18 protein-coding genes are annotated in these 17,185 nt (G+C 48.7%); 10 read left to right on the top strand and 8 right to left on the bottom strand.

Annotation, left to right across the window (positions count from 1 at the left end; genetic code table 11):
- Positions 1-49: 49 nt before the first annotated feature.
- From rimI to H8876_RS09585, 5 genes are all read right to left on the bottom strand, one after another.
- Complete coding sequence (rimI, locus tag H8876_RS09605) at positions 50-514, bottom strand: ribosomal protein S18-alanine N-acetyltransferase (protein ID WP_177265835.1); 465 nt, start codon at positions 512-514, stop codon at positions 50-52.
- Between the two features lie 10 nt (positions 515-524).
- Positions 525-1,307, bottom strand: coding sequence for a tRNA (adenosine(37)-N6)-threonylcarbamoyltransferase complex dimerization subunit type 1 TsaB (gene tsaB, locus H8876_RS09600; RefSeq protein ID WP_249287561.1), 783 nt, complete (start codon positions 1,305-1,307; stop codon positions 525-527).
- Positions 1,295-1,720, bottom strand: a complete 426-nt coding sequence (gene tsaE, locus H8876_RS09595; protein ID WP_249287560.1) for a tRNA (adenosine(37)-N6)-threonylcarbamoyltransferase complex ATPase subunit type 1 TsaE — start codon at positions 1,718-1,720, stop codon at positions 1,295-1,297. The genes tsaB and tsaE overlap by 13 nt, the downstream gene beginning before the upstream one ends.
- A gap of 258 nt (positions 1,721-1,978) precedes the next feature.
- Positions 1,979-2,527 carry an ECF transporter S component gene (locus tag H8876_RS09590; protein WP_249287559.1) on the bottom strand — a complete coding sequence of 183 codons (549 nt, stop codon included), beginning with the start codon at positions 2,525-2,527 and terminating at the stop codon, positions 1,979-1,981.
- Positions 2,528-2,642: 115 nt separating this feature from the next.
- Complete coding sequence (locus tag H8876_RS09585) at positions 2,643-3,350, bottom strand: pseudouridine synthase (protein ID WP_177264630.1); 708 nt, start codon at positions 3,348-3,350, stop codon at positions 2,643-2,645.
- A gap of 119 nt (positions 3,351-3,469) precedes the next feature.
- On the opposite strand from H8876_RS09585, the gene H8876_RS09580 reads away from it, so the two are divergent.
- The 9 genes from H8876_RS09580 (at position 3,470) to H8876_RS09540 (ending at position 12,780) form a co-directional block, all read left to right on the top strand.
- On the top strand, positions 3,470-4,675 hold the full coding sequence (locus H8876_RS09580; RefSeq protein ID WP_249287558.1) for an ATP-binding protein: 1,206 nt from the start codon (positions 3,470-3,472) through the stop codon (positions 4,673-4,675).
- A gap of 59 nt (positions 4,676-4,734) precedes the next feature.
- Positions 4,735-5,916, top strand: a complete 1,182-nt coding sequence (locus tag H8876_RS09575) for a M20 metallopeptidase family protein (RefSeq protein WP_249287557.1) — start codon at positions 4,735-4,737, stop codon at positions 5,914-5,916.
- A 25-nt stretch (positions 5,917-5,941) separates the two neighbouring features.
- Positions 5,942-6,619, top strand: coding sequence for a response regulator transcription factor (locus H8876_RS09570; protein WP_249287556.1), 678 nt, complete (start codon positions 5,942-5,944; stop codon positions 6,617-6,619).
- Positions 6,620-6,651: 32 nt separating this feature from the next.
- Entirely contained in the window at positions 6,652-7,623 is a 972-nt protein-coding gene (locus tag H8876_RS09565; protein ID WP_249287555.1) for a sensor histidine kinase, read from the top strand.
- 118 nt (positions 7,624-7,741) lie between these two features.
- On the top strand, positions 7,742-8,509 hold the full coding sequence (locus H8876_RS09560) for an ABC transporter ATP-binding protein (RefSeq protein WP_249287554.1): 768 nt from the start codon (positions 7,742-7,744) through the stop codon (positions 8,507-8,509).
- Complete coding sequence (locus H8876_RS09555; RefSeq protein WP_249287553.1) at positions 8,502-10,550, top strand: FtsX-like permease family protein; 2,049 nt, start codon at positions 8,502-8,504, stop codon at positions 10,548-10,550. The genes H8876_RS09560 and H8876_RS09555 overlap by 8 nt, the downstream gene beginning before the upstream one ends.
- Positions 10,551-10,668: 118 nt before the next feature.
- Positions 10,669-11,595 carry a DUF5685 family protein gene (locus H8876_RS09550; protein WP_249287552.1) on the top strand — a complete coding sequence of 309 codons (927 nt, stop codon included), beginning with the start codon at positions 10,669-10,671 and terminating at the stop codon, positions 11,593-11,595.
- Between the two features lie 36 nt (positions 11,596-11,631).
- Positions 11,632-12,198, top strand: a complete 567-nt coding sequence (locus H8876_RS09545; protein WP_177264506.1) for a J domain-containing protein — start codon at positions 11,632-11,634, stop codon at positions 12,196-12,198.
- 48 nt (positions 12,199-12,246) lie between these two features.
- Positions 12,247-12,780: a hypothetical protein gene (locus tag H8876_RS09540; protein ID WP_177264507.1), complete on the top strand. Its 534-nt coding sequence runs from the start codon at positions 12,247-12,249 to the stop codon at positions 12,778-12,780.
- Between the two features lie 223 nt (positions 12,781-13,003).
- On the opposite strand, the gene clpB is transcribed toward H8876_RS09540, so the two are convergent.
- The 3 genes from clpB to H8876_RS09525 form a co-directional block, all read right to left on the bottom strand.
- The gene (gene clpB, locus H8876_RS09535; RefSeq protein ID WP_249287551.1) at positions 13,004-15,595 is read right to left on the bottom strand and encodes an ATP-dependent chaperone ClpB; all 2,592 of its coding nucleotides are present in this window, start codon (positions 15,593-15,595) and stop codon (positions 13,004-13,006) included.
- A gap of 232 nt (positions 15,596-15,827) precedes the next feature.
- On the bottom strand, positions 15,828-16,661 hold the full coding sequence (locus H8876_RS09530; RefSeq protein WP_177265431.1) for a hypothetical protein: 834 nt from the start codon (positions 16,659-16,661) through the stop codon (positions 15,828-15,830).
- Between the two features lie 31 nt (positions 16,662-16,692).
- On the bottom strand, positions 16,693-17,001 hold the full coding sequence (locus H8876_RS09525) for a hypothetical protein (protein ID WP_249287550.1): 309 nt from the start codon (positions 16,999-17,001) through the stop codon (positions 16,693-16,695).
- Between the two features lie 22 nt (positions 17,002-17,023).
- Here H8876_RS09525 and H8876_RS09520 point away from each other — a divergent pair.
- The coding region (locus H8876_RS09520; RefSeq protein ID WP_346727855.1) for an aldo/keto reductase at positions 17,024-17,185 on the top strand (162 nt) is incomplete at its 3' end.

The following is a 17,185-nucleotide window of genomic DNA, read 5'->3' as shown; positions in this document are numbered from 1 at the left end:
TGTTTTGACTTACTGTTATCACTATTTACTATTCACAGAAGAAATTATTTTATTCATCGCAGCTCTCTGGCTCATGCCGCCACATGATCAGCGCATCTTCACCGTTATTAAGATAGTATCCCTTTCGCACACCTTCCACAGTGAATCCGTATTTTTCATATAGCCCAATAGCAGGAGCATTGGATCTTCTTACCTCTAAAGTATGGTGCCGGATCCCCTGCTTCGTTGTGAAATCGATCATAACGCTGACGATGCCTGACGCTATCTTTCGGCTGCGATATCCTGGTCGCACTGCCACGTTAGTGATATGCCCTTCATCTTCGATCCACCAAAGGCCGGCATAACCAACAACGGATCCATCGATCTCAGCTACAATATAAAATGCCCTCGGATTTTCCCCCAGCTCATACCGCAGAGAATCCTTGCTCCAGGGATCCGGGAAACACAGATGCTCGATTTCAAAGATCGCATCCACGTCGTTGATATTCGCCTGTCTGATGAGTACGTCTGCCATATTGGTCTCCCTATTTTTTTAACGCCGCCTGCTTCGCCGCTTCCGCCGCCTGTTTTTCTGCCAGCTTGCGTTCTGCCTCTGCCTGACGCATATAATCCGGTAACAGTTCCTGATACGAGAGTCCTTTGCCTTCCTGCAAAAGCTTCGCTCCCAGTCTGCCGACAGTTACTGCGTCCTGATAGCGGATGGCTTCCGGAGCAAATTCGGTGAATTTCCCCTTTTCCCGACGCGCTTCAGCGATTTTTTCTCCATATGCGTCTGTGCCATCGCCTAACAGCAATATCCGATCACATTCGTCCGTTTTCTCTAAAAAATCCTCGACAGTATACGCGCCGCCTTTGAAAGCTTCTATCGGGTAACCGTTTTGCAGTACATATCCTCCACCGTACACCTGGCTTCTTCTTGCATCCAGGATCGGGCAGATCCATGTCCTGTCGTCAAGTGTATCGCCTGTACTTCGCCGTTTCTCGCCTGGCAGGTCTGCGACTCTCATCGCCAGTGCTTCCAGGCTGGATACCGGAACTCCCGGGACCCCCAGGACCTGACAAAGTGCTCTCGTAGAAGACACTCCGATCCTGATCCCCGTAAAGGAGCCCGGACCTTTCGACACTGCGATCGCACTAACATCGTTTATCGACAATTTATGATTTTCTAAGACTTCTTTCACCTGCGGCATCAGATTCTGCAAATGAGAAAAACGGTCATGGCCCTGAATATGTTCCAGCACACAGTCGTCTTCCAGCAATGCCACCGAGGCGAATGCTCCTGTTGTTTCGATTGCTAACAAGTACATCGGTAGATCCTTTCTCCTTCGTTTTCTCCATACTGGATCTCGATCCGGATCGTATGCTCAGGAAGCAGCTCTTCGATGAGATCTGCCCACTCGATCACGCACACGCCGTCCCCATAAAAATATTCTTCATACCCCAGCTCATACATTTCGTCCGGATCTGTGATCCGGTACACGTCAAAGTGATACAAGGGCACTCGACCCGTCTTGTATTCCTTCACGATATTAAACGTAGGGCTTGTGATATGTCCCTGTATGCCCAGTGCTGTGGCAATTGCTTTCGTCAGTATCGTTTTCCCTGTTCCCAGATCACCGATCAATGCGATCACCATGCCCGGCTTTGCCTTTTCTGCCAGTTTGCTGCCAAATGCCCTGGTTTCTTCTTCACTTCTGATTGTAATGATTTTCTCTTCCATAACTAATCTAGTATAGCATAAAAAAGTGTGTAGCTGTAAACAAATTATAATAATTCATAATAGCAGAAAAAAACAGGCACCTCAAAGATTACAACTCTTAAAGTGCCTGTCCTGTGCAAATTAATATATAATTTGCGAGTTTCTATAGCAAGCTAATGTGCACAAATCAGCACCGAAACGTGTGGTTTTCTGTTTTTGCACCAATACAAACCGCGTTTCGTAGAAAAACGTGCCAGAAAAGCAGTCCGGCATGCCCTCTTAGTTTCGATGCAGGAATCCGGAGATCCGCTTATACAATAGAAACGTCACAATGCCGTTGATACCGGCTTTGATCGCATTGAATCCGGCGATAAACGGCATCAGCTGCCATACCACATTTCTCGGAACACCCATAAACAGCGGTGTTATGATCATATTCGCACCGATCATAACGACCGTCATTGCCAGGACTCCACAGACGAGTCCGATCAATGCGGTCTTACGAGTCTTATGTTTCTGATAGATCACACCTGCCACGATCACCAGCGTACTAGTGGAAATAATGTGCATGATGATCCCGTAAAGACCGCTGGCTGCGCTGACCGTCACTCCCTGTATCACTGCAGTAACTACCGTCAGCAGGATCCCGGCAACCGGACCAAATGCAAAAGTCCCCATCAGGATCGGAATGTCCGCCGGGTCATATTCCAGGAATGCCACCGCTGGAAATATCGGGAAATGTATGAAATAGACCAGCACGATAGCGATCGCTACCAGCATTCCCATCTTGGCCAGCCTTACTGTATTATGATTTCTGTTTTCGCTCATCTTATTCTCACTCTCTTTCACGAAAAATACTCCGAAACAAATCCGGAAGCAAAACTCATTATAGGGTCGCCTGCAAATACTGTCAAGTCCCTGTAGACTATTAGGCTGATCAAATCTAAAGACTTTTCAGGTACTCGATTTCTTCCAGGCTCAATTTCCGGTAATGACCCTCCATCAGCCGTCCCAGATGAATATTGCCGATCGCTGTCCGCTTCAGCTCCTGCACACGATTTCCCACCGCTGCGAACATCTTTCGCACCTGCCGGTTCTTGCCTTCACGGATCTGTATTTCCACTATCGCCCGCCGAGGCAGCTGCTTAATGACCTTCACTTTAGCAGGCGAAGTTACAAATCCTCCAATATCTACACCCTTGCGCAGCCTTGCCACACGACTGTCTGATAAAACGCCTGCTACTACAGCCACATAAGTCTTGTACACCTCATGCTTCGGGTGTGTCAGTGTATAGGTGAGTTCTCCGTCGTTAGTCATAATGAGAAGCCCCGTCGTATTGTAGTCTAAACGTCCCACCGGAAACAGCCGCTCCGGAATATCCGCCACCAGCTCTGCCACCGTAGCACGTCCCTTATCATCATCCATCGAGGTGATGTATCCAAGCGGCTTGTTGACGGCCACATAAACCTTTTTCTGCGCCCTGTGCTCCAGCACCTTCCCGTTGACCATCACCACATCATCTTCGCCAACATCGACTCCCATCTGCTGAACCACCGCACCATTCACCTTGACGTTGCCATTAGCGATCAATTCATCCGCTTTTCTCCGGCTGCAGATTCCCGCCGCTGCAATATATTTATTCAGTCTCATCGCTGTACCCTTTCTCTTGCTGTGATTTCTCAATACCCATACCATCATAAAAAAAAATTTCTGGAAAAGCAAGACTTATAGTATAATAGAAAAGATAAATATGCACAGAGGTGACTTATATGAAGAAAAAGCTCCAAGAATTAAAATGGAAAATAGATTCCCTGACCGTCTTCTCCCACATCAAAAACGATGATGTGATCCGAAGACTGCACGCTCTGCTTGACGCTGTGGACAAGTATGTTCCCGACAAAGAAACCGACCATGCCATCAGTCTTTACAGTGATTTTGTCTCCGCCCTGTACGAGAACACCTCCGATCTGACCGACTACATCCATACCCTGCTGTTGCAGGACGATAATTTTTATGTAAAGGAGACGGCTGCCGGACGCTCCGTTCCGGAGACGATCCGCCAGTCCGCTCAGCAGGAGCTGCTTCTCCTGGCGGAGATCGCAGCGCTGACGCCTGCAGACATCCGGGAAGTTCTCGATTACAAAGGATTCCTGCCGGAGTGGACCACCCATGCAGCGGATTTTCAGAAAGAATTCGAGGAAAAATTAAAAAACATCACCAAAACCGGCTACGGCATCTTCGCCAAATATAACTTTTTCCGCCTGGACAACGGAGAAATCGTACCGGTAGCACACCCGGATCATCAGTCCCTCGACCAGCTCTTTGGCTATGAACGAGAACGAAATCTCATCCTGAAAAACACACAGGCCCTGACCAGCGGTGAAAGTGCCAGCAACATGCTTCTTTACGGAGACGCCGGAACCGGCAAAAGCTCCACCATCAAAGCTGTCGCAGCCGCCCTCGCACCTCAGGGTCTGCGCCTCATAGAGGTGAAGAAAAACCAGCTTTATCAGATCCCGCAGATCATGGAAGAGCTGGCCTCCAACCCACTGAAATTCATCCTGTTTATCGATGATCTAAGTTTCAACGGCAACGACGACAACTTCTCCGCCCTGAAAGCCACTCTTGAAGGAAGCATTTCCGGATGCGGTGACAATGTGGCCATCTATGCTACCAGCAACCGCCGCCATCTGGTGAAGGAAACCTTCAGCGACCGCACGGGAGATGAACTCCATGTCAACGATACTTTGCAGGAAACCATGAGTCTCTCAGCCAGGTTCGGGCTGACCATCACATTCCAGAAGCCGGACAAGGATCAGTACCTGACCATCGTCAGATCTCTGGCCGCAGAATACGGCATTGAAATGGACGAAGGGGAACTCTTCCGCAAGGCAGAAGCTTATGCCATCCGTAAAAGCGGCAGAAGTCCGCGGACAGCAAAACAGTTCATCGAACTTCTTAAAATCGGTATCTGAACCGCGGTGATACCATAAGACACAAAATCAACGACTATAGGAACTGAGGATACTATACTATGAACGATAATGAGAAATATCTTGAAAAATTAAAAACACACCGCCGCCAGCTTCATCAGATCCCGGAGATCGATCGCGATCTTCCAGAGACAAAAGCATATCTCCTTTCTGTTCTGGAACAGCTGGACTGTGAACTGACCTTCCTTTGCGGCTCCGGCATCTGCGCCTGGTTCGACCGGGGAGCCGCAGATACCTTCGCCTTCCGTTCCGACATGGATGGACTGCCTGTGACGGAAGCCAGCACATGCGACTACGTATCCACCCATCCCGGCAAGATGCACGCCTGCGGCCACGACGGACACATGGCCATGCTGCTCAGCTTCAGCGAATACATCGACACGGTAAAAGAACTCGATCACAATGTACTGCTGATTTTTCAGCCTGCCGAGGAAACTTTAGGCGGTGCAGAAGAAATCTGTAAAAGCGGCATTTTCACCAAATACAATGTGAGTCAGGTGTTCGGCATCCATCTGTGGCCTTTCCTTCCGAAGGGCGTGATTTCCTCCCGGCCGGGAGCCTTCATGCCGAAATCTGCAGAGATCAACGTGGATATCAACGGTAAGGCGGCTCACGGAACAGCACCGTACGAAGGCCTTGACGCCCTTTACATCACTGCGGATTATGTTAAGAGAACCTATGGGGATCATGCGAATATGTTCGGAGCCATCCATCGCTTCAAGGACGGTGTGGGCGATCTGACGTACGCACCGTGCGACATCCCGGAAGAAAGGACTCTGATCCACTTCGGTAAAATGGAGAGCGGTTATGCACGCAATATCGTCTCCGACTATTCCCATCTTCTGGGAACTGTCCGTGCATACGATGAAGATCATTTTCAGAAGATCATCGGTATCCTGACAAAAAATCTGGAAGAAATCGAAAAAGAATACCACTGCACCACCGGATTTTCTCACAGCGACGGCTACCCGCCGGTGATCAACGACAAAGTGCTTTACGATGAGATCCGCCCTGTGCTGGAATCCCTGGAAGGCGGTTACGAGGAAATGCCTCTGCCTCTGATGATCTCAGAGGACTTTTCCTTCTACGGCCAGTATGCCCCTGCCGTGTTCTTCGTTCTGGGAACAGGGACCGGTATCCCGCTTCACAGCACCAGCTTTGACTTTGAAGAAGACCTGCTGCTGTCCGGCTTCGCCTTGTATAAAGCACTTTTAACACGTTAACCCTGTGACTGCAAAGGAGCAGCTTATGTATCGGATCTTTCTGGTCGAAGACGATGAAGTCATCGCAGGAGCTATAGCAGACGGACTGACACGCTGGGGATTTGAACCATATATCTGTAATGATTTTCAGAACGTTACCGAGGAGTTTCTTGCCTGCGATCCCCACTTGACACTGCTGGATATTTCTCTGCCGTTTTACAACGGTTATCACTGGTGCAGCGAGATCCGCAAGATCTCCAAAACGCCGATCATGTTCATCTCCTCGGCAGACGATGATATGAACATCATCATGGCGATCAATATGGGCGGTGACGATTTTGTTGCGAAACCTTTTGAGATGCAGGTGCTCCTCACCAAGATCCAGGCTCTGCTGCGCCGTTCTTACGACTTCAACGCCCAGCAGGAAACCGGCGTGCTGGAGCACGAGGGGATCCTTCTCAACACCACTGCCTGCACGGTGGACTACAAGGGCAAGCGGGCAGAGCTTTCGAAAAACGAGAACAAGATCCTGGCTATTTTACTGGAACACGCGGGAGAAGTGGTCAGTCGCGACGCCATGATGAACCGGCTCTGGGAGACCGACTGTTTCGTTGACGAGAATACATTATCCGTCAACATCGCAAGGCTCCGTAAAACACTGGCTTCCATAGGCATCACTGATCTCATCAAAACCAAGAAAGGAATCGGGTACATGATCCCATGAACACGAACCAGCATTTATTCGGAAAAAACCTTATGGCATATCTAAGGCAGAAACGCAGTATCATCCTGACGCTTATTTTCTTTTTTCTGATCTGCGCAGTTTTATTTTACCTGTATCACGTTCCTCTCGACTGCCTCATCTACACCGGGATCATTTGTCTGATCATCGGGAGCATCGCCGTCATCACCGACTTTTCCCGATTTTGTCGATCTCGCCGCAAGCTGCAGGACGCCATGCAGACCATTACCGTCAGCCTGGAAACTCTGCCTCTGGCACGCACCCCTCTGGAACATGATTATCAGCAGCTTCTGGAGATCCTCCACACAGAACAGAACCGCATTTTAGATGAAACCGCTGATTCAAAGCGGTTTCTTCAGGATTACTACGCTATGTGGGTCCATCAGATCAAAGTACCCATCCAGGCTATGCGCCTGCTGTTGTCAAAGGAAGAGAAGAACTCACCGCTTAATCTGGAATTGTTTAAGATCGAACAGTATGTAGAAATGGCGCTTTCCTGTGCGCGACTCGAATCGGATTCCACCGACTACGTGATCCGCAGTCTGCCGTTGGAGCAGATCGTAAAACCGGCTGTTCGCAAATATGCTCCCATGTTTATTTCCAAAAAACTCTCCCTGGAAATGAGCTCTCTAACAGCCACCGTCCTCACTGATGAAAAATGGGCACAGTTCATCGTCGAACAGATCCTCTCCAATTCCCTGAAATATACCCGAACCGGATTCATTCGCATCTGGCAAAAAGATCCGGCAGCACTTGTCATCGAAGACACAGGCATCGGCATCGATCCGGCAGATATCCCGCGCCTTGGTGAACGAGGCTTTACAGGATACAACGGTCGTCTGGATAAAAAATCCACTGGCATCGGGTTATATCTGTGCAAAGAGATCTCGCGCAGGCTCTCACACACCCTCACCATCGAATCGGAACCGGGCAAAGGCACACGGGTGACCATCGATTTTGCAACACGCCAGCTGCAGGTGGAGTGATGTCGCCGGTAATCTTACAAAACTGTAAGGTTCGAGGTCGCTGTCGTAAGGGAAATCCATGGCAGCGGCTTTTTTCCTCTGGTACTCTTATTACAGAACGAATAAGGAGGTACGCCACATGGCAATTTTAGAGGTAAATAATTTAGAAAAAATCTACACGACCCGGTTTGGCGGTTCCAGTGTGCAGGCGCTTCGCAATGTGTCGTTTTCGGTAGAAGCCGGCGAATACGTTGCTATCATGGGGGAATCGGGTTCCGGCAAGACGACGCTTCTCAATATCCTGGCTGCGCTGGACCGACCAACGCGTGGAAAGGTCCTGCTGGAAGGACGCGATATCACTTCCATCAGCGAAAAAGAGCTTTCGGCATTTCGAAGAAATAATCTGGGGTTCGTGTTTCAGGATTTTAATCTGCTGGACACATTCAATCTGATGGATAATATCCTGCTTCCCCTGGTACTGTCAGGAAAAAAATATCATGAGATGAATCAAAGACTGAAACCGCTGGCATCCATGCTGGGGATCTCGGAGCTTTTATACAAATATCCATATGAAGTTTCCGGCGGACAGAAACAGCGCGCGGCTGTCGCACGGGCATTGATCACACATCCGAAGCTGATCCTGGCCGACGAGCCGACGGGGGCACTGGATTCCCGATCCTCAGATGATCTTTTGCAGATGTTTGGAAGGATCAATCAGTCCGGGCAGACCATCCTGATGGTGACTCACTCAGTGAAAGCGGCAAGTCATGCCGGCCGGGTGCTGTTCATCGCTGACGGATCGGTATTTCATCAGATGTACCGGGGCAATTCCACCAATGAAGAAATGTTCCAGAAGATTTCTGATACACTGACCAGCATGGCGACAGGTGGTGGTCTCCATGGCTAAGCTTTATCCGGGCATGGCGTTTACCAATATCAAGAGTAATCGGAAGACCTATATCCCGTATATGCTCTCCTGCAGTCTGACCATCGCACTGTTTTATATCATCGGTTCTCTTGGATCAAACGAAGGGCTCTCTAAAATGTGGGGCGGCGACATGCTGTCTTCCTACATGAGTCTCGGTCAGGCAGTGACGGCGATTTTCGCAGTGATCTTCCTGTTTTACATCAACAGTTTTCTGATCAAAAGACGTAAGAGCGAATTCGGTCTTTACAACATTTTAGGCATGGAAAAAAAGCATATCTGCCGAGTGATCTTCCTGGAAACGGTCTTTACCTTCCTCATCACCATGGCTTTCGGTCTTTTTCTCGGGATCATGCTGGACAAACTGCTTTATCTTGTGATTTCCCGCATCCTTGCTGCAAAGATCCCGCTGGGATTCTATATTTCCACCAGCTCCATCCTGCAAAGCCTGATGCTGTTCGGCGGTATTTTCCTGCTGATGTTCCTGAACTCCATGAGGCACATCTACCGCTCCAAACCGGTAGATCTTCTCAAAAGCCGCTCTGCCGGAGAAAAAGAGCCTAAAGCAAAGTGGATCCTGGCTGCAATCGGCCTCCTCTGCCTGGCAGCCGGGTACTATATCGCTGTGACAACGACAAATCCGGTAGCCGCTGTCGCACTATTTTTCATCGCAGTCGTGCTGGTCATCATCGGGACGTATCTGTTATTTACAGCCGGCAGTATTGCTCTTTTGAAGATTTTAAAGAAAAACAAGGGGTATTATTATAAGACGAAGCATTTTGTCAGCATTTCTTCCATGATGTACCGAATGAAAAAAAATGCAGTCGGCCTGGCCAATATCTGCATCCTTTCTACCATGGTCCTGGTGATCATCTCCACTACGCTGGCTCTGTTCCTCGGAGTAGATGATTCTCTTAAGCAGCGCTATCCGTCGGAGTACGATATCACCTGCAAAGCAGAAGAAAACGATGCTTTTGACAAAAGCGTGCAGACGCTTCATGACTCTGCCAAATCAGAAGGGCTTACGCTGATCAATGAATTGAGCTATCGTGACTTTTCATTCAGTGCCATCTATGAAAAGAGCAAGGATTTTTTCGTAACAGACCCAGGCCTTTACAGCAATTTATCTGCCATGCAGAAATACAATCAGCTTGTGACATTCGTGGTCGTTCCACTGGAAGACTACAACAAGGCCATGGGCAAAAACGAAACGCTGGGAGAGAACGAAGTGCTGGTTTATTCCAGTCGCCAGGAGCTTCCTGTCGACACGATCAACGTATTCGATCTATCCCTCCACGTGAAGAAAACGCTGACAGGATTTATGCCAAATGGAAATACTGCTGCCAAGATTTCTTCCGGTCATTTTGTGGTCGTCAAAGACCTTTCAGTGATCGATAAGATGAAGAAAGGTCAGGATGAAGCGCTTGGCAAGGATGCAGAGCGATTCGGTTCCTGGCTGGAGATCAACTATATGGCTGACGTTGCAGGAAATGCTGAAACGCAGAAGGATCAGATCTTAGCCGCTTACCACAAAACCTGGGACCAGATCTACGAGACGAATGAAAATGCCGGCGATCAGGGATTCAACGGGATCCTGGAATGCCGATCCAGCGAAGTGGACAGTTTTCGCGGCGTGTTCTCGGGCCTGTTCTTTATAGGCGTTTTCCTGGGGATCCTGTTCCTGATGGCAACCGTATTGATCATGTACTACAAACAGATCACCGAAGGCTATGAGGACAAACAGCGATTTATGATCCTGCAGAATGTAGGCATGAGTCATCACGAAGTCAAGCAGACCATTCGATCTCAGATCCTGACGGTATTTTTCCTGCCGCTGATAACAGCAGGGATCCACATTGGTTTCGCCTTCCCGTTCCTTTACCGGATCATGACGCTGATGAACCTGTTCAATCTCAGACTCTTTACCTTCTGCAGCATCGGATGTTTCCTTGCCTTTGCTCTGTTCTACGGGATCACCTACTGGCTGACTTCAAAACTCTACTACGGTATCGTAAAAAAATAGAGTCCACCGGTGACTTTACGTGAAAGCCACCGGTATTTTTTTATTTTCAACAAATCTTCACCAGAATGTATTTGAATTAACCCTATTTTTATGCTACTCTTTTGGTATGCTTGGATATGTGAAAATCGACAAGGGAGAATTAAAGGTTCGGGAATACGAAGTCTACTGCGGATACTACTGCGGGATCTGTAAATCCATCGGCCGCCGCTACGGTCAGCTGCCGCGGATGGCATTAAGTTATGATGCCGCTTTTCTGGCGATCCTGCTGGCCTCTATCGAAGATGCTCCCGATGCTCCCCTGCAGGAGCACTGCGTCGTTCATCCAATCAAGAAAAAAACCATGATCTATAATCGGGCTGTGGACTATGCCGGGGATGTCATGCTTCTTCTGGCCTGGTATAAGCTTTTAGATGACGCAAAGGACGAAAACCGGTTCTATGCGAAGGCCACTATGGTGCTTCTGCGCAGCATCTATCGGGTTCTGAGGAAACAGTATCCCGATCTATGCAAAGGGATCGAAGAAAACCTGGCTAAACTTGCTGCCCTGGAGCAAGCAAAATGCGACAGTATCGATCAAGCGGCAGACGCCTTTTCCCAGATCATGAAAATCATTTTTCAGGAAGGTGTCAGGACGCTGTATGAAGCAGATGCTGTAACCATAGAGCCGGAGCATCCGGCGAAAGAACATGCAGATCCGCAGTTCCTTATAGAAACCGCCGGTCAAATCGGCTGGCATCTGGGGAAATGGATCTATCTGATCGATGCCGTTGACGATATCGAAGAAAATCTGAAAAACGGATCCTATAATCCCCTGCTCTACCGATTTTCCTACGATGCCTCCTCGGAAACCCCTGAGGCATTCCGAAACAGGATCGAGCCGGATCTCCGCTTCAACCTGTTCCATTACCTGGCTATTGCCAGCAACAGCCTGCAGGAGCTGCCTTTGCAGAAAAACAAAGGGATTTTAGAAAACATCCTCTACCTGGGAATGAACCGCAAAACCGAGGAAATCATCACACGTGTCGAAAAGAAAAAACGAATATAAACAAACGTATTTTACAATAAAGGAGAAACTGATTCAATGAACCCGTATGAAGTATTAGGCGTTTCTGAAAATGCCACCGACGAAGAAATCAAAAAAGCGTATAAAGAGCTGGTGAAGAAATATCACCCTGACAAATACCATAATAATCCGCTGGCTGATCTGGCTGAAGAAAAACTGCAGGAGATCAACGAGGCATACGACATGCTCATGAAGGGAAGAGGTGGCAAGGGAGCATCCGGGAGCACCGGTCGAGGAGGCACTCCGGACTACATGCAGATCCGACGTTACCTGGATGCAGGTAATCTTTCAGCGGCTGAAACCATGCTCAACGGAACCAATGACCGAAGCGCAGAATGGTTCTTCCTCTCCGGCATGCTTTCCTATAAAAAGGGATGGTATGATGATGCCATCAACAAGATCCGCACAGCAGCGGATATGGAGCCCGGAAACGTGGAATACAGCCGTGCCTACGGTCAGATCATGAACATGGGCGGGCAGTACCAGAATCAGGCCTACGGACGCGGCTACGGCAATAATGATGATATGTGCTGCCAGGCACTGCAGTGCTACATCTGTGCTGACTGCTGCTGCGACTGTATTTAAGAAGCTGCAAGGGCGGCAGCTGGCCAATATTCCCTGGAAAGGAACCCTATGAAAACTTCAAAGACAATGAAAATCGCATTGGGCGGGATCTGTCTCGCCCTTACTGTCATATTCTTATTTGGTGGTTCGATCGTCCCTGGAATCGAACTGACCTTGTTTGCCATCAGTTCTTTGTTCACAGCGGTGATGATACTGGAAACCGGTGTCAAAGGCGGCGTGCTCCTCTACGCGGGTGCCGTGCTCCTGGGATTTGCCATCATCCCCAACAAGCTGGCTATGATCCCCTATGCATTCTTCTTTGGCTATTACGGGATCGTCAAATACTACATCGAAAAGCTTCCCGGACGCTGGATACAGCTTGCTCTGAAAACGGGACTTTTCGCTGTGCTCCTGTCCATTGGTCTGATCGGATTTAAAAAGCTCCTGCTGGGAAGCATCCATCTGCCGGACTACCCGGTCTGGCTGCTGATCCTCGCAGGGATCGCTTTCCTGCTGCTCTACGACTTCGTATATACCTTCCTGATCGGTTTCTACCTGCGCCGTATCAAAGGCCGCGGGATCGACGGGATGAAGTTAAGCTGAGATATTACCTTCGCCAGGTCCTCGTCACCGACAATGAGTCGCGCTCATTCACAGCTCGCGGAACGATGGGAGCTGTTACCGCGGGATTATCCGAAGTTGAGGTGATTTACTGATCTGGGATAGCTGCCGATGGGAATCCCCCCTCCGAAAAAAAAGAGCGGAGATGTTACTCTTCGCTCTTTCTCGTATCTGCTCAATAGCAGGTTATGTGCTCGCTTTGACTTTACCTGGTCTGAAAGCTCAGCTTGCTTCCGTCGCTGTCGATGATAACGCTGTCGCCATCCTTGACCGTGCCGCGGATGATCTCTCCTGCCAGTTCAGTTTCTACGCTGCGCTGCAGGAACCTCTTGACCGGTCTTGCGCCGTAAGCCGGATCATAACTCTCGTCTGCGATAAATTTCTTAGCAGCCTCTGTGAGAGACAGCTTGATGTTCCGTTCTTCCAGACGATGTTCTATATCCTTCATGCCCAGATCGATGATCTTGACGATCTGATCCTCAGTCAGCGGCGAGAATACGACGATCTCATCGATACGGTTGAGGAATTCCGGACGGAAGTACTTCTTCGTCTCATCCTGAACCTTCTGTTTCACATCGGCATCAATAGTGCCGTCCTGACGGATCCCGTCGATCAGATAGTTGCTTCCGATGTTGGACGTCATGATCACGATGGTATTCTTGAAGTCCACAGTTCTTCCCTGGTTGTCGGTCAAACGACCATCGTCCAGCAGCTGCAGCAGGATGTTGAACACGTCCGGATGAGCCTTTTCGATTTCATCGAACAGTATAACGCTGTAAGGCTTCCGCCGTACGGCTTCCGTCAGCTGACCGCCTTCATCATAGCCAACATATCCCGGAGGCGCTCCGACAAGTCTGGAGACGGAGTGTTTCTCCATGTATTCGGACATATCGATACGGATCATGTTCTTTTCTGAGTCAAACAATGCTTCGGAAAGTGCCTTGGCAAGCTCGGTCTTACCTACCCCTGTAGGTCCCAGGAAGATAAACGATCCGATCGGGCGTTTTTCATCCTTCAACCCGGCTCTGGCACGAAGAACAGCTTCTGCCACAGCCTGTACACCTTCATCCTGTCCGATAACTCTCTTATGCAGGATCTCAGGCAGCTTCAGCAGTTTTTCACGTTCGCTTTCCACCAGCTTGCTTACCGGTATACCGGTCCAGCCGGAGATTACTTCTGCGATTTCTTCTTCGCCGACTTCTTCTTTCAAAAGACGAGCATCCTTACCCTCATCTGCCTTCTTCTTTTCTTCTTCCAGCTTCTTTTCCAGGTCAGGCAAAGTACCGTATTTCAGCTGTGCCAGTTTCTCCAGATCATAGTTTCTCTCTGCATCTTCGATATCATGTTTTACAGATTCGATCTGCTGCTTGATGACTTTGACCTCGGAAATGGCTTTTTTCTCGCCTTCCCACTGAGCACGCATTGTATTGCTTTCATCTTTTAGCTGAGAAAGTTCCTTTTCCAGATTTGCAAGCCGTGCCTTGGAACCTGCATCCGACTCTTTGGCCAGTGCCTGTTTCTCGATTTCCAGCTGCATGATCTTTCTTGAGATCTCATCCAGCTCTGCCGGCATGCTGTCGATTTCAGTACGGATCCTGGCTGCCGCTTCATCCATCAGGTCAATGGCCTTATCCGGCAGAAAACGGTCGCTGATGTATCGGTCTGACAAAGTAGCACATGCGATCAGTGCACTGTCGGTGATCCTTACGCCGTGGTGGATCTCAAACCGTTCCTTCAGTCCACGAAGGATGGAGATCGTATCCTCTACCGTCGGCTGATCTACTAGCACCTTCTGGAAACGACGTTCCAGTGCGGCATCTTTTTCAATATATTTTCTGTATTCATCCAGTGTCGTAGCTCCGATACAATGGAGTTCTCCTCTTGCAAGTTTAGGCTTTAACAGGTTGCCTGCGTCCATGGCTCCTTCCGTCTTGCCTGCACCTACGATATTGTGGATCTCATCGATGAACAGGATGATCCTGCCTTCGGATTTCTCGATCTCGTTGAGGACTGCCTTCAGTCGTTCTTCGAATTCACCACGGAACTTAGCTCCTGCGATCAGCGATCCCATATCCAGTGCGAAGATGGTCTTGTCTTTCAGCCCTTCCGGCACGTCGCCATTCAAAATACGCTGCGCCAGTCCTTCTACAACAGCCGTTTTACCAACACCAGGTTCTCCGATCAATACCGGGTTGTTCTTGGTTCTTCTGGAAAGTATCTGTATCGTATGACGGATCTCACTGTCACGTCCGATGACCGGATCCAGTTTGCCGTCTCTGGCCATCTCTACCAGATCCCGCCCGTACTTATTCAGTGCGTCGTAATTCTCTTCCGGGTTCTGACTTGTCACTCTCTGATTTCCTCTCACCTGATTCAGTGCCTCCAGGAATTTATCTTTCGTGATGCCGTATCGTTTGAAAATTTCTGCGGACGGTGTATTTCTCTCGTCCAGCAATGCCAGATAAAGATGTTCCACACTGACATACTCGTCCTTCATTTTCTCTGCTTTTTTCTCCGCATTCAAAAGGAGCTGCTGCAGTCTTCTTGTGGTGTACATGGATTCTGCACTGCCTGATACCTTAGGAAATTTATCGATCTGCTGCTGTACCGCTCCGATGACTTCTCCCGTATTTATGTTCATAAATTTCAACAGTTTCGGAATCAGTCCATCCTTCTGCATGAGCAGAGCCAGATGCAGATGTTCTCCATCGATCTGCTGATGTCCTTCCTCGACTGCGATGTTCTGACAGTCGATAATCGCTCCCTGTGCGTTCTGTGTATATTTCTCTATATTCATAAATCTCACCTCCACTAGGGTCTCCCCTGATTAATTACATTGTAAACCTGCGATACATAAAAGTCAAGCATTTTTTAGCACTCTCTTTGATAGAGTGCTAATAATTCCTTAAACTCTAGTAATTGCAACGTATTTCAGTCTCACTTTTTTCTGCAAAATAAAAAGCCGACGATATTTTTTACCGACGGCTCATTCAGATCCAGTGTTCTATGGCATAAAACGATCCTGTTTTTTATGCATTTAAAAATTCGTTGAGAAAGCGGAGCAGACGGATCACATTATCCGTAAAGTCACTTTTTCCCTCTTCATAGGTGTCAGAGGAAAATTCTTCTACTACTTCCCGTGCTTTCTGCAAAGCACCGGTCTGCACCATATCCAGTGAAAAATCATCCTGGTCGCGTATCGCGGCGATCGCTACGATCCCGCAGGCAGCCATTTTTTCCTGAAGCACACGCTCGCTTCCCGCTGCAGCCTTTGCAGAAGAACCGTCCGCTGAACTCTTTGCAGCATCCGCCTGCGCATCGGCATCCGACCAGATCTTGTCAAAACGCTTCTGCAAATCGTCATATACTCCGATCCAGTGATCTGCGGTTTCTTCATATGTCCGCTGTGCGATGCTGTCCCAGTAATCCTGCCTGCACCCCTCATGATCATGATCAGCATTCTTCCTGCCCGCCACGTATTCTAAAACAGCAAAAACGCATACTTCATTGACACCATATTCGATATTGTCCAGCCCTTCAAAAGGCGGGTTCATAAAAAACTCACTGATAGCATCGTACATAGCGTGGAAACTGTCATTTCCGATACTTTCTCTGCGGAATGCATCGAATTCCTGCTGGATCGCTTCTTTTTCAGCCATGAGGCTATCGATGTCGTAACTTTTTTTCGAAGCATCTGAGCGCATTTTTTCATAAAAAGCTTCGCATGCCTGTGCCTTATCGATCGGAAGATTTTTTGTTTCTTTTTTGATATCAATGGTTTCTTCAGCTATCTGTCCGCGAGTCAGTTCGCACTTTTCTCCTGCGCAGATCCGCTGCATCTCCATTACGGTTTCGTAATTCATGCCTGTTCTCCTTCCTTTCTTAAAGCCTTATTTACTGGTCCTCGATCAGCTGACCGGTTCTGACATTGCATCGCAAATCACGTGCGCCGTAAGAATATTCCACGTAAGTCTCGCCATCTTCTTCAAATTTCGTCATGAAGCCATTGACAAGATCCACTGCCATTTTATCCGACTCAAGCGCTTCTCCCAGGTGGTTCCAGACCTTGAGCATTGCCAGAACTTCATCTTCGTCATACACTGTCGTGATCCCTTCTGCGATCACGACGATCTTGTGCAGCTTCTCCGCGATATTAAAGTGAAACTGAACGCTTCCGCCCAGTACATTCTCCAGTTTAACCATAATTATTCTCCTATTTTTTATTTTGTCCAGCTGTTCGCCTTGCTATCCTTATCATACCGTATTTTACGCAGATCGTAAACACATCTACAGCAGTGTAGAGCGATCCTTGAAACTTCTGGGAACGGATTACATCGATCTGTATCTGCTTCACTGGAGAGAAGATGCAGATCTGGCAGAAGTGGCC

This window comes from Lentihominibacter faecis, assembly GCF_014306095.1.
Taxonomy (GTDB): domain Bacteria; phylum Bacillota; class Clostridia; order Peptostreptococcales; family Anaerovoracaceae; genus Lentihominibacter; species Lentihominibacter faecis.
This window is presented reverse-complemented; position numbering and strand designations above follow the sequence as displayed.

Excerpts from the sequence above, each read along its gene's own strand:
- H8876_RS09580 (WP_249287558.1), top strand. The coding sequence starts at position 3,470 with ATGAAGAAAAAGCTCCAAGAATTAAAATGGAAAATAGATTCCCTGACC.
- tsaE (WP_249287560.1), bottom strand. The coding sequence starts at position 1,720 with ATGGAAGAGAAAATCATTACAATCAGAAGTGAAGAAGAAACCAGGGCA.
- H8876_RS09570 (WP_249287556.1), top strand. The coding sequence starts at position 5,942 with ATGTATCGGATCTTTCTGGTCGAAGACGATGAAGTCATCGCAGGAGCT.
- tsaB (WP_249287561.1), bottom strand. The coding sequence starts at position 1,307 with ATGTACTTGTTAGCAATCGAAACAACAGGAGCATTCGCCTCGGTGGCA.
- H8876_RS09565 (WP_249287555.1), top strand. The coding sequence starts at position 6,652 with ATGGCATATCTAAGGCAGAAACGCAGTATCATCCTGACGCTTATTTTC.
- H8876_RS09585 (WP_177264630.1), bottom strand. The coding sequence starts at position 3,350 with ATGAGACTGAATAAATATATTGCAGCGGCGGGAATCTGCAGCCGGAGA.
- H8876_RS09545 (WP_177264506.1), top strand. The coding sequence starts at position 11,632 with ATGAACCCGTATGAAGTATTAGGCGTTTCTGAAAATGCCACCGACGAA.
- H8876_RS09525 (WP_249287550.1), bottom strand. The coding sequence starts at position 17,001 with ATGGTTAAACTGGAGAATGTACTGGGCGGAAGCGTTCAGTTTCACTTT.
- H8876_RS09590 (WP_249287559.1), bottom strand. The coding sequence starts at position 2,527 with ATGAGCGAAAACAGAAATCATAATACAGTAAGGCTGGCCAAGATGGGA.
- H8876_RS09530 (WP_177265431.1), bottom strand. The coding sequence starts at position 16,661 with ATGAATTACGAAACCGTAATGGAGATGCAGCGGATCTGCGCAGGAGAA.
- H8876_RS09555 (WP_249287553.1), top strand. The coding sequence starts at position 8,502 with ATGGCTAAGCTTTATCCGGGCATGGCGTTTACCAATATCAAGAGTAAT.
- H8876_RS09560 (WP_249287554.1), top strand. The coding sequence starts at position 7,742 with ATGGCAATTTTAGAGGTAAATAATTTAGAAAAAATCTACACGACCCGG.
- H8876_RS09540 (WP_177264507.1), top strand. The coding sequence starts at position 12,247 with ATGAAAACTTCAAAGACAATGAAAATCGCATTGGGCGGGATCTGTCTC.
- H8876_RS09575 (WP_249287557.1), top strand. The coding sequence starts at position 4,735 with ATGAACGATAATGAGAAATATCTTGAAAAATTAAAAACACACCGCCGC.
- clpB (WP_249287551.1), bottom strand. The coding sequence starts at position 15,595 with ATGAATATAGAGAAATATACACAGAACGCACAGGGAGCGATTATCGAC.
- rimI (WP_177265835.1), bottom strand. The coding sequence starts at position 514 with ATGGCAGACGTACTCATCAGACAGGCGAATATCAACGACGTGGATGCG.